This is a genomic window from Streptomyces sp. NPDC040622 (genome assembly GCF_055593965.1).
The window spans coordinates 47495-67306 of record NZ_JBVIXD010000013.1 but is presented as its reverse complement, the minus strand read 5'-3'; the positions used below and the strand labels follow the sequence as shown (position 1 = coordinate 67306).

Below are 19812 nucleotides of genomic sequence, written 5' to 3'. Positions count from 1 at the left end.
GCCACCGAAGCCGTGGGGGGCGGCTCCGGCTGCTCGGGGTGGCGCTATTCGGGGGTGACGTCCAGCGCGTGGCCGACCAGGGCGAGCAGCGACTCGACCACCGAGATCCGCTGCCGCGCGTCCATGATCAGCACGGGGATGTGCGGCGGCACGGTGAGGGCCTCGCGGACGTCGGCCGCCGCGAACTCCTCGCTGCCGTCGAAGTGGTTGACCGCCACGACGTACGGCAGGCCGCAGCTCTCGAAGTAGTCGAGCGCCGGGAAGCAGTCGGTCAGGCGGCGGGTGTCGGCCAGCACGACCGCGCCGATCGCGCCGCGCACCAGGTCGTCCCACATGAACCAGAACCGCTGCTGGCCGGGCGTGCCGAAGAGGTAGAGCACCAGGTCGTCGTCGAGCGTGATGCGGCCGAAGTCCATGGCGACCGTCGTGGTCGTCTTCTGCGGGGTCGCGCTCAGGTCGTCGGTGTCGGCGCTCGCCTGGGTCATCAGCGCCTCCGTCTGGAGGGGCGTGATCTCGGAGACGGCGGTCACCAGCGTCGTCTTGCCGACACCGAAGCCGCCCGCCACCACGATCTTCGTGGCGATCGGGGCTCGTGACCTGTCCGTCTGCCAGGCCTGCAACTGATCCTCGTCCGCGAGGAGTTCAGAGACGGCGGAGTCCACTCAGCACCCTTTCCAGCAGTGCGCGGTCGGGCTGTCCCGGGCCGTGGCCCGTTCCGTACACGCGGATCTTTCCCTGGTCGGCGAGGTCGCTGAGCAGCACGCGGACCACACCGAGCGGCATCTTGAGGAGGGCCGCGATCTCCGCCACCGTGCGCATGCGCCGGCAGATCTCGACGATCGCCCGCATCTCCGGCATGACCCGCGCCAGCGAGCCCTTGGGCAGTTCGAGGCGCTCCTCGGGCGCATCGAGCGCGGCGACGAACGTCTCGACGAGCAGGACGTGCCCGAACCTGGTCCGGCCGCCGGTCAGCGAGTAGGGGCGCACCCGGGCGGGCTTCCGGTCGCCGCCGCGCTGCGGCAGCTTCGGTGACGTGCGGCTGCCGCTCATCGGGGGCTCTCCATCGACTGGCGCAGCTCGCTGCGGAGTTCGGGGGTGAGGACGTGCCCGGCACGGCCGACGAAGAGCGCCATGTGGTACGCGACCACGCTCATGTCGCAGTCCGGCGTCGCGTGCACGCCGAGCAGCGAGCCGTCGCTGACCGACATGACGAAGAGGCTGCCCTCCTCCATCGCGACCACGGTCTGCTTGACCCCGCCGCCGTCCATCAGCTTGGCGGCGCCGATGGTGAGGGAGCCGAGCCCGGAGACGATGGTGGCGAGGTCGGCGCTGGATCCCCTGGGGCCCGAGGGTTTGTCCGCGGGGCGCTCGGCGTTGCGCCCGGGGTCGGAGGAGAGCAGCAGCAGTCCGTCGGAGGAGACGACCGCGACCGAGAGCAGCCCTGGCACCTCCTCCACGAGGTTCGTCAGGAGCCAGTGCAGATTGCGGGCTTCGCTGCTCAGGCCGTAAGCGGCGGGTTCGGCGGAAGAACTGGGCGTGCGCATGGGCGCAGTCAACTGCTTGCCTCCTCGACTGGGTCCCCCATTACGTCTGCGGCTCGTACGTTCTTTTCGTCACGTCCCGACGGTTCGTCCGGCGTCGGCTTTGCGGGCTCGTCCCCGGCGATCTCGGCCTCCACGTCCCGTCGGCCGCTGATCGCGCCCTGGTGGAAGCCGCCGAGGCGGCGCCGCAGCGCTTCCGCGTCCACGGAGCCGGTGCGCGGCTTGGGCGCGGCGGGCGCGGGCGTGCTGATCTTCGGGGTGCGCTTGGGCAGCCCCTTGTCGGTGACGCGCTCCCACTTGGGCGCGGGGGCGGGGTCCGGGTCGGGTTCGGGGTCCGGCTCGGGGTCCGGGTCGGGCTCGGGCTCGGGCTCCCGCTCCGCCTCGGGGGGCGGGGGCGGCACGAGCTCCATGGTCGTCTCCGCCGAAGGCGCCGGCTCGGGCTCGGGCTCGGTTTCGGGCTCCCACTCGGGCTCGGGCCCGGATGCGGGCGCAGGCGCGGGCGCGGGAACCGGCAACGCCGACTCCACGGTCCGTTCGGCCGCCGCGATCAGCGGATCCTCACCGGACGCACTGGTCAGGCGCGCCGGCAGCACATTGGAGTTGGCCTCGGCCGCGGAGCCGGGCAGGTGCACCAGCGAGTCCCCGCTCCGGGGCGGGCCGACCGTGGCGGTGGAGGCCTCCGCCGGTGAGGGCGCGGCCGCCAGGATCGCCTTGGGCAGCACCACGACCGCCGCGACCCCGCCCTGCTTCTGCTCCCGCAGCCGTACCCGCGCCCCGTGCCGGGCCGCGAGCCGCGCGACGACGTAGAGCCCGAGGCCGAGGCCGTCCCCGCTCTCCTGGTCGTACGCGTCGTCGGGGTCGAAGTCCGCGAGGCGGGCGTTGAGCTCCCGCATGCGGTCCTGGGCGACGCCGATGCCCTCGTCCTGGACGGAGAGCATGACCTCGCCGTTCTCCAGGAGCCAGCCCGACACCTCGACGGAGGCATCCGGCGGCGAGAACGAGGTGGCGTTCTCCAGGAGTTCGGCGGTGAGGTGGCTGATGTCGTCCGCGGCGAAGCCCGCCACGTGGGCGTGCGACGGCAGCGTGGCGATGCGGACGCGTTCGTACCGCTCGATCTCGGAGACGGCCGCGCGCACGACGTCGACGAGCGGAACGGCGCCGGGATGCTGGTGGCCGTGCTCGGCGCCGGCGAGGACCAGGAGGTTCTCGCTGTGCCGGCGCATGACGGTGGCGAGGTGGTCGAGCTTGAAGAGGGTGGCGAGCCGGTCGGGGTCCTGCTCGCGGTCCTCCAGGTTCTCGATGACGGCGAGCTGGCGCTCCACGAGGCCCAGGGTGCGCAGGGCGAGGTTGACGAAGGTGCCGTGGATGGACTGGCGCACCCGCTCCAGGTGCGCGGAGGCCTCGGCGAGTTCCTCGCGCAGCGCGGCGCGCTCGTCGGCCATGGACGTGCGCTGCCCGATGAGGTGCTTGCGGTCCGATTCGAGGGTGGCGAGGCGGTCGGTGAGGGCGGCCGCGTGGCCGTGCAGGGCGTTGACGGAGCGGACGACCTGGGCGAACTCGTCGTCGCGGCCCGTGAAGCGGATCGGCTCCTGCGGGGCGGGCTCGGTGGCCAGGCGGGCCGAGCCGAGGCGCAGGACGGCGAGCGGGCGGGTCAGCGAGCGGGCCGCGCCCATGGCGACGCCGACCGCGACGAGCAGGCAGACGCCGACGAGCGCGACCCGGATCTCCAGGGCCGTGACGTCGTCGTCGCGCAGCTGGGCGAGGAGCTTGGTCCGCTCGACGCCGAGTGCGGACTCGGTGCCGCGCATCGTCTCGATACGGGCGGAGAGCGCGGCGTCGACCTTCTTGCGGTCGTAGCCGCGCTCGGCGGTGGAGAGGGTCGGCCGGTCGGTGAGGCGGTCCAGGTACTTCTCGGCGGCGCCGACCTCGGCGCCCGTGACGGTCGACTCGTACGTGGCGCGGGCGGAGTCGCCCGCGGTGTCGCGGAAGTCGGCGAGCGCGGCCAGTTCGCGGACGCGGGCCTGCTGGGCGGCGGAGCTGAGCTCGTCGCGCCGCTCGGTGTCCGCGGGGGACTCCTCGTCGACGGTGCCCGGCAGGCCGGTGACCGGGTCGATGGCGGAGGTGCCGGTGGAGCGGGGCAGGGCGAGCGCGGCGAGGAGGAGGCCGCGGGCGGCGGCGGCCTGTTCGACGGCGTGGTCGAGGTCGGCGAGGGCGAGGGCGCCCCGGTTCGCCTCGGGGGGCAGCTGCTCGGCGAGGTCGCGGGTCAGGCCGTGCAGCTCGGTGATGACCTTGGTGTACGCCTCATGGGCTTCGAGAGCGGTGCTCTTGCCGGTGAGCGCCGCTCTGCGCACGGCGGCGATGTCGGCGAGGTCGTCGCGCAGGACGGCGGGCGTCTCGGCGTCGCGCAACTCGTCGACCTGCCGGTCCACCCGCGCGCTGCGGCTCTGCGAGAGCCCCTTGCCCTGCGGGCGCCCGGAGGCGATGAACGTGGTGACCTCGTCGCGCTCGTCGGCGAGGGAGTGGCCGAGCGAGACCGCCTGCTGGGTCTGCTCGGCGAGGGTCACCAGGCTCTGGGTGTCGTTGAGGCGCCCGGAGGCGGCGACGATCGCGGGAGCGCCCGCGCCCGCGACGGCGGCGGCCACGACGGCCACGGCGACGATCAGCCGATTGCGTACGCGCGCGGTGGGCGCCTTGTTGACCGGGGGCTGCGGCACGGAGGGGGACGCGGCGGGCTGCGCGGGGGGTGTCTGGGCGGCGGGCCGCCCTGCGGTCGGGCCGGAGGTGGTGGTGTCGGAGGGGGCGGAGTCGGCCGACCCGCCACGCGCGTCCGGGGCTCCACTGCCCGTACCGGGCGCTCCGGCACCCGCGTCCGGGGTGCTCGTGCCCGCGGAGGGGTCCGTGGCCGTGCGCTCCGGCGCACGCTCGGTCGGAGTGGTCGCGCCCGGCGTGACCCCTTCCGGGGCCTTCTGCTTGCCTTTGCGCCCAGGCCGCATCTTCTGCACCGGTGCTCGCATTCTAGTTTTCGTCTGCCCTTGGGCCCGGGTGACGATCTGTCGACGCGAGCGCTCCCCCGGTTCGGCTCCTGACCCTTCCAGTGCCGGTGAGTGGCGGTCGCGCATCGCCTGCCTGGCCACCCGAAGGAGTGAACATCGGCGGGAGTTGGCGGGCAAGTCCCGGCGCGGCAGCCGCGCGGCCCTCTCGGTGCGCCGGTTGGACGTCTCCGACGGGCTTTGGCAGGATGCGCCGCCACACCCCGCCGGAGGTGATCATTCCGGCAGAATTCCGGCGTGCCTCCCGCCGGTGAGGAGCGGTCCACCGCCCCTTTGCGGCTTCTGGCGGGTCCCGTGAAGGGCTCGTGCAGACTGGCCGGATGCGTATCGAACTGGCCACGGAACCCGGCGACCCCGCACGCCCCAACGAGGACTACGCGTCGGTCGCGCTGCCCGCGTACGGACAGGGTGGATCGCTCGTCCTCCTGGACGGCGTGACGCCGCCCGAGGGCACGGTCGGGTGTCCGCATTCCGTCCCCTGGTTCACGGCGCGGCTCGGCGGCACGCTGGGGGAACTGTCCGTTTCACGCCGGGATATGACGCTCCCTGAGATCCTGGCGGCGGCCATTTCACGTACCGCCGACGCCCATCGTTCAACCTGTGACCTTTCTCACCCACGCACACCTCAGGCCACGGTGGTGCTCGTGCGGTGGGACGCGGAGCGCGTCGAGCATCTGGTCCTGTCCGACTCGGCGCTCCTCGTGGCGGACCGCGACGGCGGGGTGAACGCCGTCCTGGACCGCCGCCTCGCCGAACTGCCGCCGTCCGTGCGGGCCCTGCGCGACCAGGTGCGGGCCCTGCCGCGCGGCTCGGCCGAGCGGGACGTGGCGGGCCGCGCCTACGGGGCGGCCGTCGAGGCGCTGCGCAACGCCGAGGACGGCTTCTTCACGGCCGCCGCCGACCCCTCGGCCGCCGGGCGCGCGGTCGTCGGCGAGGCGCCGCGGTCCGAGGTCACGGCGGTGGCGGCGCTCACCGACGGGGCGGGCCGGTGGGTCGAGACGTTCCGCGAGGGCGACTGGGCGGACTGCCTGACGCTGCTGCGCAAGCAGGGGCCGCAGCACCTGGTGGACCGGGTGCGGGAGTTGGAGCGCGCGGACCCGGACCGCCTCGCCTTCCCGCGCGGCAAGCGGCACGACGACGCGGCGGTCGTGTACGCGGAGCTGTGACGCGTCACGCCGTTCCGCGCCGTGGGCTCAGGTGTCCGCGCTCGCGTTCAGCCGCCCGAGCAGCCGGGCGAGTTCGGCGACCTCCGCGCGGTCCCAGGCGGAGAGCCGGTGCACGTACTGGGCGCGGCGGGCGGCGCGCACCGTGCGGAAGCGGGTGCGGCCGTCGGGTGTGAGCCGGATGAGCCAGGCGCGCCCGTCGGCCGGGTCCGGCTCTCGGGAGACCAGGCCGAGCTCCTCAAGTGCCCGCAGCTGGCGGCTCATCGTGGCCTTGCCGACCCCGATGAAGGCCGCGAGCTCGGTGGCCCGCTGCGGTCCCGAGTCGTCCAGGCAGACGAGCAGCCCGTACGCGGCGGGCTCCAGGTCGGGGTGGACCTGCCGCGCCATCTCGCCGGACGAGGCCCGTGCCCGGCGCAGCAGGAGCGACAACTCCCGTTCGAGGGAGAGGAACTCCGGGTCCGCCCCCTGTTCCACGTCGTCCCGCGCGCCGCGCTCCACGCCCTCTTCTGCAGCACCCATGTCCCGCTTTCCCGATTCTGAAAGTTATCGCCGGAAGGACCTCGCACCGCGGCCTCGGCGGCAGCGGCCTGACCAGTATTTCGCAAGGTCGAGGGGGTTCCCTTCCGATGGTTCCGCCACAGGAGTGGACCAACGGCAGAACTCTGACCCTCTTCCCCAACCGCGGTCTACGTGCGTAGCGTTTCACCTGACATGTTCACACCATTGCATGTCGACAGGTCCCCACCGAGCACCACCGAGGCCTTCGGAGGCACGCCCATGCCCGTGCACAGACCCGGACCGGCCCGCCGCTCGCGCTTGTCGCCGGCGGGGGTTCTCCTCGCAGCACTGTCCGCACTCTCCCTCCTCCTGACGCTCCCCACGGCGGCCCGGGCGGACGACGTCCCCGACCGCGGCACCGCCCGGCTCGGCCAGGGCGTCATCGAACACGACGGCCAGGGCCCGCTGCCCGGCGGCAGCGACGCCACGCAGACCGAGGGCGTCGACGTCAGCGGCCACCAGGGCAACGTCGCCTGGCAGACGCTCTGGAACAGCGGAGTGAAGTGGGCCTACGTCAAGGCCACCGAGAGCACCTCGTACAAGAACCCCTACTTCACCCAGCAGTACAACGGCTCGTACAACGTGGGGATGATCCGCGGCGCGTACCACTTCGCGACGCCCGACACCTCCACCGGCGCCGCCCAGGCCAACTACTTCGCGAGCAGCGGCGGGGGCTGGTCGCGCGACGGCAGGACGCTGCCGGGCGCGCTGGACATCGAGTGGAACCCGTACGGGGCGGCCTGCTTCGGCAAGTCCCAGTCGGCGATGGTCAGCTGGATCCGTGACTTCCTGAACACCTACAAGGCGCGCACCGGGCGCGACGCCGTCATCTACACGGCGACCAGCTGGTGGAAGGACTGCACCGGCAACTACAGCGGCTTCGGCGCGAGCAACCCGCTGTGGATCGCCCGCTACAACACCGGTCCCGGCGAACTCCCCGCGGGCTGGGGCTTCCAGACGATGTGGCAGTACACCTCGTCCGGGCCGACGGTCGGCGACCACGACAAGTTCAACGGCGCCCTCGACCGGGTCGTGGCGCTCGCCAACGGCTGAGCACCGCTCCCCGGCCGGTACGCGAAGGGCGGCCACCCCGCGGTGCGGGGTGGCCGCCCTTTCCCTTGCCGTTACGCCGCCGCCGTGATCTGCACCCCGGGGCTCACCTCGGCCTCGGTGAGGGCGAGTTCGAGCACCTGGCGCACATCGGTGACCGCGTGCACGTCGAGCTTCTCCAGGACCTCGGCCGGGACGTCGTCGAGGTCGGCCTCGTTCCGCTTCGGGATGATCACCGTGGTGATCCCGGCGCGGTGCGCGGCCAGCAGCTTCTGCTTGACTCCGCCGATCGGCAGGACCCGGCCGGTCAGCGAGATCTCACCGGTCATCGCCACGTCCGTGCGGACGAGCCGCCCGCTGAGCAGCGAGGCGAGGGCGGTCGTGAGCGTGACACCCGCGCTCGGCCCGTCCTTGGGCACCGCGCCCGCCGGGAAGTGGATGTGCACGCCGCGGTCCTTCAGGTCGCCGACGGGCAGTTCCAGTTCGGCGCCGCGCGAGCGCAGGAAGCTCAGCGCGATCTGCGCCGACTCCTTCATGACGTCGCCGAGCTGACCGGTGAGCGTGAGCCCGGAGGCGCCGGTCTCCGGGTCGGCGAGCGAGGCCTCCACGAAGAGCACGTCGCCGCCCGCGCCGGTGACCGCGAGCCCGGTGGCCACGCCCGGCACCGCCGTTCGGCGCTCGGCCGGGTCCTGAGCGGACTCGGGCACGTGGTGCGGCCGCCCGATCAGGCCCCGCAGGTCCTCGTCGGTGACGGTGAACGGCAGCTCCCTGTCACCCAGTTCGTGCTGGGCGGCGACCTTGCGGAGCAGCCGTGCGACGGACCGCTCCAGGTTGCGCACGCCCGCCTCGCGGGTGTACTCGCCGGCGAGCTTGCGCAGCGCGCTCTCGTCGAGCGTCACCTCGTCCTGGCCGAGTCCGGCCCGCTCCAGCTGGCGCGGCAGCAGGTGGTCGCGGGCGATGACGACCTTCTCGTCCTCGGTGTAGCCGTCCAGGCGGACGAGCTCCATGCGGTCGAGCAGGGCCTCCGGGATGGCTTCGAGGACGTTCGCCGTCGCGAGGAAGACGACGTCGCTCAGGTCGAGCTCGACCTCCAGGTAGTGGTCGCGGAAGGTGTGGTTCTGCGCGGGGTCGAGGACTTCCAGGAGAGCGGCGGCGGGGTCGCCGCGGAAGTCCGAGCCGACCTTGTCGATCTCGTCGAGGAGCACGACCGGGTTCATGGACCCGGCCTCCTTGATGGCCCGCACGATGCGTCCGGGCAACGCACCCACGTACGTACGACGGTGTCCGCGGATCTCCGCCTCGTCGCGCACGCCGCCGAGCGCGACCCGCACGAACTTGCGGCCCATGGCGTGCGCCACGGACTCGCCCAGCGAGGTCTTGCCGACGCCGGGCGGGCCGACCAGGGCGAGCACGGCACCGCCGCGGCGGCCGCCGACGACCCCGAGGCCCCGGTCGGAGCGGCGCTTGCGCACCGCGAGGTACTCGGTGATGCGCTCCTTCACGTCCTGGAGGCCGGAGTGCTCGGCGTCCAGGATCTGCTGGGCACCCTTGATGTCGTACTCGTCCTCGGTGATCTCGTTCCAGGGCAGTTCCAGGACGGTGTCCAGCCAGGTGCGGATCCAGGAGCCCTCGGGCGACTGGTCGCTGGAGCGCTCCAGCTTGTCGACCTCCTTGAGGGCGGCCTCGCGGACCTTCTCGGGGAGGTCGGCGGCCTCGACGCGGGCCCGGTAGTCGTCGGACTCCTCGGCCGCGTCCTTGCTGTCGCCGTTGATCTCGCGCAGTTCCTTGCGCACGGCGTCCAGCTGGCGGCGGAGCAGGAACTCGCGCTGCTGCTTGTCCACGCCCTCCTGGACGTCCTTGGCGATGGACTCGGCGACGTCCTGCTCGGCGAGGTGCTCGCGCAGCTGCTCGGTGGCGAGCTTGAGGCGGGCGACCGCGTCCTCGGTCTCCAGGAGTTCGATCTTCTGCTGGGTGGTGAGGAACGGCGAGTACCCGCTGTTGTCGGCGAGCGCGGAGACGTCGTCGATCTGCGTGACGCGGTCGACGACCTGCCAGGCGCCGCGCTTCTTCAGCCAGCTGGTGGCCAGCGCCTTGTACTCCTTGACGAGCTCGGTGACGGCGCCCGGCAGCGGCTCGGGCACGGAGTCCTCGAGCTTGAGGCCCTCGACCCACAGCGCGGCGCCCGGACCGGTCGTGCCGGCGCCGATGCGCACCCGGCTCCGGCCGCGGATGAGCGCGCCGGGGTCGCCGTCCGAGAGGCGCCCGACCTGCTCGACGGTGCCGAGGACGCCGGTCGCGGCGTACGTCCCGTCGATGCGCGGAACAAGAAGCACCTTCGGCTTGCTGTCGCCACTGGACCGCGCGGCGGCCTGTGCGGCCTCCACCGCGGCGCGCACGTCGGCGTCGGACAGGTCGAACGGCACGACCATGCCGGGCAGGACGACCTCGTCGTCGAGCGGCAGCACGGGCAGGGTGAGCGGCGCGTTCGCGGCGGACTCAGCAGACATGATCTCCCCTTCGGCATTCAAGTTGAGCTATACCGGCTCAATGCTTGTGAGCTCCGCGTTGTTCCCCGGGGCCTGTTCGCTGTGAGCGATCGCCGGAAACAGCGGTACTCCGGGGCCGGTCACGGTCGGCCCGGCGCCGGTTTCCGGCCACGTGACGCGGAGTCGGCGTTCCCTCCTGGCCGCCCCCTTGGGACCGTGGGCACTCCGACTCTCTGGAGGGCATCCATCGTGGACACATCCGGGAACGGTGACACCGACGGCGTGCGGGACGCGGCCGGACAGCTCGTGGAGCTCTCACTGGGACACCTCTTGTCGGCGGCGCTGCGCACGGTGGCGCGCTGCCGGGTGGCCGACCACCTGACGGCGGGACCGCGCACCGCCGGGCAGCTCGCCGAACTCACCGGCACGGACGCGGGACAGCTCCGCCGCGTCCTGCGCTGGCTCGCCACGCGCGGCCTGTTCCGCGAGGACGGGGCGGGCGCCTTCCACCTCACGCCGCTCGGGAACACGCTGCGCACCGATGCGCCGGACTCGCTGCACGGGGCGGTCCTGATGCTCACCGACCCGACGTTCCAGCGCGTCTCCGCGGGCCTGGAAGAGACGGTGCGCGCCGCGGGCCCGTCCTTCGAGCGCGCCTTCGGGAAGCCGTTCTTCGCGCACCTGGCCGAGGACCCCGCGCTGCGGGAGCTGTTCGACAGCGGCATGGCGTCGATGTCGGGCCCGGTGGACGCGGTGATCGCGGGGACGTACCCCTTTCCCGAGAAGGGCACCGTCGTCGACGTCGGCGGCGGGCGCGGCGGGCTGCTGCGCGCGGTCCTGCGCGGGCGTCCCGGACTGACGGGTGTCCTCTTCGACCAGGCGCCCGCGGTGAGCACCCACCTCCTGGCGGGCGACGACGAGGTGCGCGGCAGATGGCGTGCGGAGTCCGGGGACTTCTTCACGGAGGTCCCCGAGGGCGGCGACATCTACGTGCTCAAGCACGTCCTGCACGACTGGCCGGACGACGCCTGCCTGCGGATCCTGCGCAACTGCCGCGCGGTGATGGCCCCGGACGCCCGCCTCCTGATCGTCGACTGCGTCCTGCCCGCGGGCAACGAACCGCACATCGGCAAGACCCTCGACGTGGCGATGGCGGCGATCATCGACGGCCGGGAACGGACGGAGGACGAGTTCGCCGGGCTCCTCGTGGGCGCGGGGCTGCGCCTGACGCGCATCCTGACGACCGACGCCTTCCCCTCGATCGTGGAGGCGGAGGCGGTGCACAGGGAGCTTCCCCGGTAAGGGTTGACGTAATACCCCCTGAACGTGATCAGCTATTACGGTACGGGTCGCGGCGAGGCATGCCGCGACGTGCCGGGCACGCGTCGGGGAGGAAGCATGTCGAGCCGTCAGGAGCAGCGGGAACCGGAACGGACACGTCCCGGCGAGGCCACGAGCCACGTCGTACGGGCGTGGGTCGCGGGCTGGGTCGTCTCACGGGGAGCGGCGGAGCCGGTGGCCGAGCCCTGGGGCTGCACGGTCGACGTCGGACAGCCCCAGCAGGTGGCCCGGCACGTCTTCACGACGGCGGACGAGGCGGCCGTCCGCAAGGTCGCGGGCGCGACGACGGCGCCCGGCGTCTGGCTGAAGATCTTCGAGGAGCCGGGAACGGTCGCCCGCTGGCTCGGCCCCGGCTGGCGCGTCGACGACCCGGCGTATCTGATGTCCACCACCCTGCGCCGCACCGAGGCCCCCGCCGTCCCGGACGGCTACCGCCTGCGCACGTGGGAGCGCGGCGGTGTGGTCCGCGCGCTCGTGACCACCGAGGCCGGCGACTTCGCCGCCCGCGGTCAGATCGCCCCCGTCGGCGCCTCGGCGGTCGCCGACCAGGTGGAGACGAGCCCGTCCCACCGCCGCAAGGGCCTCGGCTCGACGGTGATGCGGGCGCTCGCGCACGCGGCCCTGGACCACGGCGCCCACACCGGCGTCCTGGGCGCGACGGCACAGGGCCGTGCCCTGTACGAGTCGGTGGGCTGGCGCGTGGAGGCGCCGCTGACGAGCGCGGTGCGGGAGGGCGAGCGCCGAGGCTAGGGCCGGCGCTGCCCGACGCGTCGCGCGGCCGTGGGGGACCGCAGAGGCTCACGCGCCCCCGTGGGAGACCGCAGAGGCTCACGCGAGCGGAGGGATGCGCGGGGACGCCCGAGCAGGGGCCAGGTGGAGACACCGATCACCAGCGCGAGCAGGTGGCCCCAGTTCGTCATGGGGTCGGTGAACGCGATCAGGTCGTCGAGCAGCATCCAGCCGAAGCCTGCGAGGACGGCCCACCGCAGCCACGGCGTGAGGAGGCCCGCGAGTGCGCCGACGCTGGCGGCCACCCCGAAGCTGATCCCGTAGTCGAGACGGTGCAGCGAACTGTCGGGCAGATGACCCGCGAGCACCGAGAGCCCGACCGGGACCTCCGTGGCGAGGGTGGCGACGATGTGGCCGAGCAGGAAGACCCCGGCGGTGCGCACGCCGCCGATGCGGCGCTCCAGTGCGGTGAGGACCAGCAGGAACCCGATCGCGTACGGGGAGGTGATGCCGCCCGCGACCCACAGGGCGCTGGCGACCAGGACGAGCACGGGGCTCTGCGCGAGGTGCGCCACGTCGGTGCTGGATCCGCGCAGGACCGAGGAGACGAGGTCCGGGTCTGCGTACTGCGTGAAGAGCGAGGTGGCGGCGAGCACGAGGGCGTACCCGAAGGTGAAGGGCGTGCCGGTGGGCGTGGGCAGGATGCGCCAGGGACGCAGGCGCCTCGCGGTTCCGGTCCCGGATTCGGTGCCGACTTCGGTTCCTGATCCGGATTCGGATTCGGTTCCGGATTCGGTTCCGGTGCCGGATTCGGCGTCAGCCTCCGCTGCGACGGCCGCGCTTGACGGGCCGTCGTCGGCCGGTGCGCGGGTCTCCCCCAGGGACTCCCCCGAAGGGGACTGGGCCGGGATGCCGTTCAGGACACGTTCGTCCGCCTCCGGCCGGCCGGAGGCGGGTGCCGTCAGCCCACTGCGATTCACGGTGAGGCGCTCCTTCCGTCCCGGCCCACCCTTTGCCCTTATTTCTGGCGTTGTCTATGACCGGCGCCACGTGAGACGCAGGTCACAGCAACCTCTCGGGCCGCCGCTGCGTTGCGTGGAGAACTCTTCCCTACCCCGGGACCCGCCCCTCCTACCTCTCCTAGGCTGGCGCCATGCACACCCACACCACCGCCCCCGTCGTCCTCGACCGGCGCGAGGGTCCATGCGGCGAGGTCGTCCTGCGGCGCCACGGTGAGTTGCTGCAGATCATCGCCAACGGCTGTTTCCTGATGGACACCTCCGACGGCCGCTCCGAGCGCCTGCTCGTCGACGCGGCCCGCGACGCCCTCGACGACCGGCCGGATCCCGCCCTGCTCATCGGCGGTCTCGGCGTCGGCTTCTCCCTCGCGCACGCCGCCGCCGACCCCCGCTGGGGGCGCATCGCGGTGGTCGAGCGCGAGGAGGCGATCATCGACTGGCACCGCGGCGGCCCGCTCGCCGAGCTGTCCGGATCCGCGCTCGCCGACGCACGTGCGCAGATTCTTCACACGGACCTCGTCGCGTATCTCTCGCAAGCCCCGGAGACGTACGACGCGCTCTGTCTGGACATCGACAACGGCCCCGACTGGACGGTGACGGAGGGCAACAACTCCCTTTACTCGCCTGCGGGTCTGGCCGCGTGCAAAGCCCGTCTGAACCCCGGCGGAGTGCTCGCCGTGTGGTCCGCCAAGCCCTCGCCCGCTTTCGACGACGCTCTACGGAATGCCGGGTTCCAACAGGTACGGGCGGAAGAGATCCCCGTTGCCCGAGGCGTCCCGGACGTGGTCCATCTCGGCGTAAGGGCTGCGTAGCCGAGGTGCCTTCGCGACCCGTACTCTGCTGACCGAACACAAGCGATCAGTGTCAGGGGCGGGCGATGGAGCAGACACACACCTCCCAGAACGGCGCCGCGGCGGCGACGCAGGGCGCTCAGCGCCGGGTGCTGGTGGTCGAGGACGACCCGACGATCGTCGACGCCATCGCCGCCCGGCTGCGGGCCGAGGGTTTTGTTGTGCAAACGGCGGGCGACGGCCCGTCCGCGGTCGACACCGCCCAGGCCTGGCAGCCCGACCTGCTGATTCTCGACATCATGCTGCCGGGCTTCGACGGCCTTGAGGTGTGCCGCCGGGTACAGGCCCAGCGGCCCGTGCCGGTCCTCATGCTCACCGCGCGTGACGACGAGACGGACATGCTGGTCGGGCTCGGGGTCGGCGCGGACGACTACATGACCAAGCCGTTCTCCATGCGGGAGCTCGCGGCCCGCGTGCACGTCCTGCTGCGTCGCGTCGAGCGGGCCGCGCTCGCCGCGACCACGCCCCGCAGCGGCATCCTGCGCCTGGGCGAGCTGGAGATCGACCACGCCCAGCGGCGTGTGCGGGTGCGCAGCGAGGACGTCCACCTGACGCCCACGGAGTTCGACCTCCTGGTCTGCCTGGCCAACACCCCGCGGGCGGTCCTCTCCCGGGAGCAGTTGCTCGCCGAGGTGTGGGACTGGGCCGACGCGTCCGGCACCCGCACCGTCGACAGCCACATCAAGGCGCTGCGCCGGAAGATCGGGGCCGAGCGGATCCGCACGGTGCACGGCGTGGGGTACGCGCTGGAGACCCCCACCCCGTGAGGCTCCTCGTGCGGCCGGACGCGCGATGAGCGGGCCCTTCGGAGAACTGCGGCCGTTCTCCATCAAGACCAAGCTCGGCGCCCTCGTGGTCGTCTCGGTGTTCATCACCACCGGTCTGCTCCTGGTGGCCATGGAGACCGAGACCGAGCTGCGCTTCATCACCGTGTTCTCGGTGATCGCGACGCTCCTCATCACCCAGTTCGTGGCGCACGGCCTCACCGCGCCGCTCGACGAGATGAACGCGGTGGCCCGCGCCGTCTCGCACGGCGACTACACGCGCCGGGTGCGCGGCGCCGACCGGCGCGACGAGCTGGGCGACGTGGCGTCCACGATCAACGCGATGGCCGACGACCTGGAGGCCCAGGACACCCAGCGCAAGGAGCTCGTCGCCAACGTCTCGCACGAGCTGCGCACCCCCATCGCGGCCCTGCGCGCCGTCCTGGAGAACGTCGTCGACGGCGTGTCGGCCGCCGACCCCGAGACGATGCGCACCGCCCTGAAGCAGACCGAGCGCCTCGGCAGGCTCGTCGAGACCCTGCTCGACCTCTCCCGCCTGGACAACGGCGTCGTCCCGCTCAAGGCCCGCCGCTTCGAGGTGTGGCCCTATCTGTCGGGCGTCCTCAAGGAAGCCAACATGGTGGCCTCCGCGCGCGCGGGCATCGCGTCGGGCTCCGGCAGCCACACGCGTACGGACGTCCATCTGCACCTGGACGTCTCGCCCCCGGAGCTGACGGCCCACGCGGACGCGGAGCGGCTCCACCAGGTCGTGGCGAACCTCATCGACAACGCGGTCAAGCACAGCCCGCCGCACGGGCGCGTGACGGTGCGGGCCCGGCGCGGCCCCTACCCCGAGTCCCTGGACCTGGAGGTCCTCGACGAGGGCCCCGGCATCCCGGAGTCGGAGTGGCACCGCGTCTTCGAGCGCTTCAACCGCGGCAGCCACGCGGGCTCGCCCGGCAAGGGCTCGGGCAACGACGGCGGCACGGGCCTCGGCCTGGCCATCGCGCGCTGGGCGGTCGATCTGCACGGCGGTCACATCGGGGTGGCCGAATCCCCTCGCGGCTGCCGGATCCAGGTCACTCTTCCGGGCCTGCCCGAAGCGTGAACTTGACGTAGGGTTCGAAGCGGAAGCGATTCACGGGTGCCTGTTCGGGGCACTCGGGAGCCGCCGCCGCGCGTAGACGTCGCCCCGACGTACCCGCGCGGCCATCTGGCGTTGCAGAACCTCGCTTGTTTCCCGCCATTTACCGCCCCGAAACCACTGATCCAGTGTGACTTACGCGACGGATGCCGGGCCCGGTCTGCACCTCACGGCCTGGGAGGCGTAGCCTTTATTTCCGCTGTCCATCACCTTGTGAAGCGGAAGAGGGCGGTTACCGCCGTGTCGTCACAGTCCCCCAGTAGCTCGAGCGTCTCGACCGACCAAGACGGGCAGGGCAAGGACCCTGCTGCTGCCTTCGGTCCCAATGAGTGGCTCGTCGACGAGATCTATCAGCAGTACCTCCAGGACCCGAATTCGGTCGACCGAGCCTGGTGGGACTTCTTCGCCGACTACAAGCCAGGAGTCGGGGCTTCCGTACCCGCCGCCCCGGCGAAGCCGGCGGGTGACACGGCCGCGGGGGCCGCGTCCACCAGCACTCCCGCCGCACCCGCCGCGCCCGCCGCCTCCCCGGCGAAGCCCGCGGCCCAGGCTCCGGCCGCTCCCGCGAAGCCCGCCGAGGCCGCTCCGGCCCCGGCCCCGGCCGCGAAGCCCGCGGCCAAGCCCGCGGCCGCCAAGCCCGCCGCGAAGGCGGAGCCGGCGACCGAGGCCCCGGCAGGCCCCGAGTACGTGACGCTGCGCGGCCCCTCCGCCGCCGTCGCGAAGAACATGAACGCCTCGATCGAGGTCCCGACGGCCACGTCGGTCCGCGCGGTCCCGGTGAAGCTGCTCTTCGACAACCGCATCGTCATCAACAACCACCTCAAGCGCGCCCGCGGCGGGAAGATCTCCTTCACGCACCTCATCGGGTACGCGATGGTGCAGGCCATCAAGGCCATGCCGTCGATGAACCACTCCTTCGTGGAGAAGGACGGCAAGCCGACCCTGGTCAAGCCGGAGCACATCAACTTCGGCCTCGCCATCGACCTGGTGAAGCCCAACGGCGACCGCCAGCTGGTCGTCGCGGGCATCAAGAAGGCCGAGACCCTGAACTTCTTCGAGTTCTGGCAGGCCTACGAGGACATCGTCCGCCGCGCACGCGACGGCAAGCTCGGCATGGACGACTTCACCGGGGTCACGGTCTCCCTGACCAACCCCGGCGGCCTCGGCACCGTCCACTCGGTCCCGCGCCTGATGCCCGGCCAGTCGGTCATCATGGGCGTCGGCTCCATGGACTACCCCGCGGAGTTCCAGGGCACCTCCCAGGACACCCTGAACAAGCTCGGCATCTCGAAGGTCATGACGCTCACGTCGACCTACGACCACCGGGTCATCCAGGGCGCCGCCTCCGGCGAGTTCCTGCGGATCGTCGCGAACCTGCTGCTCGGCGAGAACGAGTTCTACGACGAGATCTTCAAGGCGCTGCGCATCCCCTACGAGCCGGTCCGCTGGCTCAAGGACATCGACGCCTCGCACGACGACGACGTCACGAAGGCCGCCCGCGTCTTCGAGCTGATCCACTCCTACCGGGTGCGCGGCCACGTCATGGCCGACACGGACCCGCTGGAGTACAAGCAGCGCAAGCACCCCGACCTGGACATCACCGAGCACGGCCTCACCCTGTGGGACCTGGAGCGGGAGTTCGCGGTCGGCGGCTTCGCCGGCAAGTCGATGATGAAGCTGCGCGACGTCCTCGGCGTGCTGCGCGACTCGTACTGCCGCACCACCGGCGTCGAGTTCATGCACATCCAGGACCCCAAGCAGCGCAAGTGGCTGCAGGACCGCATCGAGCGCACCCACGCCACCAAGCCCGAGCGCGAGGAGCAGCTGCGCATCCTGCGCCGGCTGAACTCCGCCGAGGCCTTCGAGACGTTCCTGCAGACGAAGTACGTCGGCCAGAAGCGCTTCTCCCTGGAGGGCGGCGAGTCCGTCATCCCGCTGCTCGACGCCGTGCTCGACAGCGCCGCCGAGTCGCGCCTGGACGAGGTCGTCATCGGCATGGCCCACCGCGGCCGCCTGAACGTCCTGGCGAACATCGTGGGCAAGTCGTACGCCCAGATCTTCCGCGAGTTCGAGGGCAACATGGACCCCAAGTCCATGCACGGCTCCGGCGACGTGAAGTACCACCTGGGCGCCGAGGGCACCTTCACGGGCCTGGACGGCGAGCAGATCAAGGTCTCGCTGGCCGCGAACCCGTCCCACCTGGAGACGGTCGACCCGATCATCGAGGGCATCGTCCGCGCCAAGCAGGACATCATCAACAAGGGCGGCACGGACTTCACGGTCCTGCCCGTCGCCCTGCACGGTGACGCGGCCTTCGCGGGCCAGGGTGTGGTCGCCGAGACGCTCAACATGTCGCAGCTGCGCGGCTACCGCACGGGCGGCACGGTCCACATCGTCATCAACAACCAGGTCGGCTTCACCGCCGCCCCGGAGTCCTCGCGCTCCTCCATGTACGCCACCGACGTGGCCCGCATGATCGAGGCGCCGATCTTCCACGTGAACGGCGACGACCCCGAGGCCGTCGTCCGCGTTGCCCGCCTTGCCTTCGAGTTCCGGCAGGCGTTCAACAAGGACGTCGTCATCGACCTCATCTGCTACCGCCGCCGCGGTCACAACGAGTCGGACAACCCGGCGTTCACGCAGCCGCTGATGTACGACCTGATCGACAAGAAGCGCTCGGTGCGCAAGCTCTACACCGAGTCCCTCATCGGTCGCGGCGACATCACCCTGGAAGAGGCCGAGCAGGCGCTGCAGGACTTCCAGGGCCAGCTGGAGAAGGTCTTCACCGAGGTCCGCGAGGCCGTCTCGCAGCCGGCGCAGGCCGAGGTGCCCTCGCCGCAGGCCGAGTTCCCGGTGCACGTCGAGACCGCGATCTCCCAGGAGGTCGTCAAGCGGATCGCCGAGTCCCAGGTCAACATCCCCGACCGGGTCACCGTCCACCCGCGCCTGCTGCCGCAGCTGCAGCGCCGCGCGACGATGGTCGAAGAGGGCACGATCGACTGGGGCATGGGCGAGACCCTCGCCATCGGCTCGCTGCTCCTTGAGGGCACCCCGGTCCGCCTGTCGGGCCAGGACTCCCGCCGCGGCACGTTCGGCCAGCGCCACGCGGTCCTCATCGACCGTGCCACCGGCGAGGACTTCACGCCGCTCATGTACCTCTCCGAGGACCAGGCGCGCTACAACGTCTACGACTCGCTGCTCTCCGAGTACGCGGTGATGGGCTTCGAGTACGGCTACTCGCTGGCCCGCTCCGAGTCGCTGGTGATGTGGGAGGCGCAGTTCGGCGACTTCGTCAACGGCGCGCAGACGGTGGTGGACGAGTACATCTCCGCCGCCGAGCAGAAGTGGAACCAGCACTCCGGTGTCACCCTGCTCCTGCCGCACGGCTACGAGGGCCAGGGCCCGGACCACTCGTCCGCCCGCATCGAGCGCTTCCTGCAGCTGTGCGCGCAGAACAACATGACGGTCGCGATGCCGACCCTCCCGTCGAACTACTTCCACCTCCTGCGGTGGCAGGTGCACAACCCGCACCACAAGCCGCTGGTGGTCTTCACCCCGAAGTCGATGCTGCGCCTCAAGGCGGCGGCCTCGAAGACGGAGGAGTTCACGACGGGCGGCTTCCGCCCGGTCATCGGCGACGACTCGGTCGAGGCGTCGGCGGTCCGCAAGGTCGTCTTCTGCTCCGGCAAGCTGTACTACGACCTGGAGGCCGAGCGTCAGAAGCGCGGCGCCACGGACACGGCGATCCTGCGCATCGAGCGCCTGTACCCGCTGCCGGGTGCCGAGCTCCAGGCCGAGATCGCCAAGTACCCGAACGCAGAGAAGTACCTGTGGGCGCAGGAGGAGCCGGCGAACCAGGGCGCGTGGCCCTTCATCGCCCTCAACCTCATCGACCACCTGGACCTGGCGGTCGGCGCGGACATCCCGCACGGCGAGCGCCTGCGCCGCATCTCGCGGCCGCACAGCTCGTCCCCGGCGGTCGGTTCGGCCAAGCGTCACCAGGCTGAGCAGGAGCACCTGCTCAGCGAGGTCTTCGAGGCGTAAGCGGCTGCTTCTGCGGCGCGACGTGCGGTGGGCCCGGCCCCGAGTTCAGACTCGGGGCCGGGCCCACCGGCG

Annotated in this window: 15 protein-coding genes; 8 read left to right on the top strand and 7 right to left on the bottom strand. The window is 71.9% G+C overall.

Going from position 1 to position 19812, the window contains the following annotated elements; translation table 11 throughout:
* Positions 1-44: 44 nt before the first annotated feature.
* The 4 genes from ACZ592_RS33185 to ACZ592_RS33170 are packed head-to-tail and all read right to left on the bottom strand — an operon-like array spanning position 45 to position 4555.
* The gene (locus tag ACZ592_RS33185) at positions 45-662 is read right to left on the bottom strand and encodes a GTP-binding protein (RefSeq protein ID WP_471585398.1); all 618 of its coding nucleotides are present in this window, start codon (positions 660-662) and stop codon (positions 45-47) included.
* Positions 643-1050 carry a DUF742 domain-containing protein gene (locus ACZ592_RS33180; RefSeq protein ID WP_471585397.1) on the bottom strand — a complete coding sequence of 136 codons (408 nt, stop codon included), beginning with the start codon at positions 1048-1050 and terminating at the stop codon, positions 643-645. The genes ACZ592_RS33185 and ACZ592_RS33180 overlap by 20 nt, the downstream gene beginning before the upstream one ends.
* A complete protein-coding gene (locus tag ACZ592_RS33175; protein ID WP_471585396.1) occupies positions 1047-1544 on the bottom strand; it encodes a roadblock/LC7 domain-containing protein in 498 nt (165 codons plus the stop codon). Before ACZ592_RS33175 ends, ACZ592_RS33180 begins: the two co-directional genes overlap by 4 nt.
* An 8-nt stretch (positions 1545-1552) precedes the next feature.
* Positions 1553-4555 carry a sensor histidine kinase gene (locus tag ACZ592_RS33170; RefSeq protein WP_471585395.1) on the bottom strand — a complete coding sequence of 1001 codons (3003 nt, stop codon included), beginning with the start codon at positions 4553-4555 and terminating at the stop codon, positions 1553-1555.
* 356 nt (positions 4556-4911) lie between these two features.
* Here ACZ592_RS33170 and ACZ592_RS33165 point away from each other — a divergent pair, with 356 nt between their 5' ends.
* Positions 4912-5757, top strand: coding sequence for a hypothetical protein (locus ACZ592_RS33165; protein ID WP_471585394.1), 846 nt, complete (start codon positions 4912-4914; stop codon positions 5755-5757).
* 27 nt (positions 5758-5784) lie between these two features.
* Here ACZ592_RS33165 and ACZ592_RS33160 read toward each other — a convergent pair whose 3' ends face one another.
* Positions 5785-6273: a MarR family winged helix-turn-helix transcriptional regulator gene (locus ACZ592_RS33160; protein WP_471585393.1), complete on the bottom strand. Its 489-nt coding sequence runs from the start codon at positions 6271-6273 to the stop codon at positions 5785-5787.
* A 258-nt stretch (positions 6274-6531) separates the two neighbouring features.
* Between ACZ592_RS33160 and ACZ592_RS33155 the strand changes: the two genes are divergently transcribed.
* Positions 6532-7365: a lysozyme gene (locus ACZ592_RS33155; RefSeq protein ID WP_471585392.1), complete on the top strand. Its 834-nt coding sequence runs from the start codon at positions 6532-6534 to the stop codon at positions 7363-7365.
* 71 nt (positions 7366-7436) lie between these two features.
* Here ACZ592_RS33155 and lon read toward each other — a convergent pair whose 3' ends face one another.
* A complete protein-coding gene (lon, locus tag ACZ592_RS33150; protein WP_471585391.1) occupies positions 7437-9869 on the bottom strand; it encodes an endopeptidase La in 2433 nt (810 codons plus the stop codon).
* 228 nt (positions 9870-10097) lie between these two features.
* On the opposite strand from lon, the gene ACZ592_RS33145 reads away from it, so the two are divergent.
* Both ACZ592_RS33145 and ACZ592_RS33140 read left to right on the top strand, forming a co-directional pair.
* Positions 10098-11150, top strand: a complete 1053-nt coding sequence (locus ACZ592_RS33145) for a methyltransferase (protein ID WP_471585390.1) — start codon at positions 10098-10100, stop codon at positions 11148-11150.
* A gap of 96 nt (positions 11151-11246) precedes the next feature.
* On the top strand, positions 11247-11939 hold the full coding sequence (locus tag ACZ592_RS33140; RefSeq protein WP_471585389.1) for a GNAT family N-acetyltransferase: 693 nt from the start codon (positions 11247-11249) through the stop codon (positions 11937-11939).
* Here the strand turns inward: ACZ592_RS33140 and ACZ592_RS33135 are convergent.
* Positions 11936-12898: a rhomboid-like protein gene (locus tag ACZ592_RS33135; protein WP_471585388.1), complete on the bottom strand. Its 963-nt coding sequence runs from the start codon at positions 12896-12898 to the stop codon at positions 11936-11938. The genes ACZ592_RS33140 and ACZ592_RS33135 overlap by 4 nt on opposite strands.
* A gap of 173 nt (positions 12899-13071) precedes the next feature.
* On the opposite strand from ACZ592_RS33135, the gene ACZ592_RS33130 reads away from it, so the two are divergent.
* From ACZ592_RS33130 to ACZ592_RS33115, 4 genes are all read left to right on the top strand, one after another.
* Positions 13072-13749 carry a spermidine synthase family protein gene (locus ACZ592_RS33130; protein ID WP_471585387.1) on the top strand — a complete coding sequence of 226 codons (678 nt, stop codon included), beginning with the start codon at positions 13072-13074 and terminating at the stop codon, positions 13747-13749.
* Between the two features lie 65 nt (positions 13750-13814).
* Positions 13815-14555 (top strand): response regulator transcription factor, encoded by a 741-nt coding sequence (locus tag ACZ592_RS33125; protein WP_471585386.1) that lies wholly within the window; start codon positions 13815-13817, stop codon positions 14553-14555.
* Between the two features lie 25 nt (positions 14556-14580).
* Positions 14581-15660 (top strand): sensor histidine kinase, encoded by a 1080-nt coding sequence (locus ACZ592_RS33120; protein ID WP_471585385.1) that lies wholly within the window; start codon positions 14581-14583, stop codon positions 15658-15660.
* A 276-nt stretch (positions 15661-15936) separates the two neighbouring features.
* Entirely contained in the window at positions 15937-19740 is a 3804-nt protein-coding gene (locus ACZ592_RS33115) for a multifunctional oxoglutarate decarboxylase/oxoglutarate dehydrogenase thiamine pyrophosphate-binding subunit/dihydrolipoyllysine-residue succinyltransferase subunit (protein WP_471585384.1), read from the top strand.
* Positions 19741-19812: the final 72 nt, after the last annotated feature.

Excerpts from the sequence above, each read along its gene's own strand:
- ACZ592_RS33180 (WP_471585397.1), bottom strand. The coding sequence starts at position 1,050 with ATGAGCGGCAGCCGCACGTCACCGAAGCTGCCGCAGCGCGGCGGCGAC.
- ACZ592_RS33175 (WP_471585396.1), bottom strand. The coding sequence starts at position 1,544 with ATGCGCACGCCCAGTTCTTCCGCCGAACCCGCCGCTTACGGCCTGAGC.
- ACZ592_RS33170 (WP_471585395.1), bottom strand. The coding sequence starts at position 4,555 with ATGCGAGCACCGGTGCAGAAGATGCGGCCTGGGCGCAAAGGCAAGCAG.
- ACZ592_RS33165 (WP_471585394.1), top strand. The coding sequence starts at position 4,912 with ATGCGTATCGAACTGGCCACGGAACCCGGCGACCCCGCACGCCCCAAC.
- ACZ592_RS33160 (WP_471585393.1), bottom strand. The coding sequence starts at position 6,273 with ATGGGTGCTGCAGAAGAGGGCGTGGAGCGCGGCGCGCGGGACGACGTG.
- ACZ592_RS33155 (WP_471585392.1), top strand. The coding sequence starts at position 6,532 with ATGCCCGTGCACAGACCCGGACCGGCCCGCCGCTCGCGCTTGTCGCCG.
- lon (WP_471585391.1), bottom strand. The coding sequence starts at position 9,869 with ATGTCTGCTGAGTCCGCCGCGAACGCGCCGCTCACCCTGCCCGTGCTG.
- ACZ592_RS33140 (WP_471585389.1), top strand. The coding sequence starts at position 11,247 with ATGTCGAGCCGTCAGGAGCAGCGGGAACCGGAACGGACACGTCCCGGC.
- ACZ592_RS33130 (WP_471585387.1), top strand. The coding sequence starts at position 13,072 with ATGCACACCCACACCACCGCCCCCGTCGTCCTCGACCGGCGCGAGGGT.
- ACZ592_RS33125 (WP_471585386.1), top strand. The coding sequence starts at position 13,815 with ATGGAGCAGACACACACCTCCCAGAACGGCGCCGCGGCGGCGACGCAG.
- ACZ592_RS33120 (WP_471585385.1), top strand. The coding sequence starts at position 14,581 with ATGAGCGGGCCCTTCGGAGAACTGCGGCCGTTCTCCATCAAGACCAAG.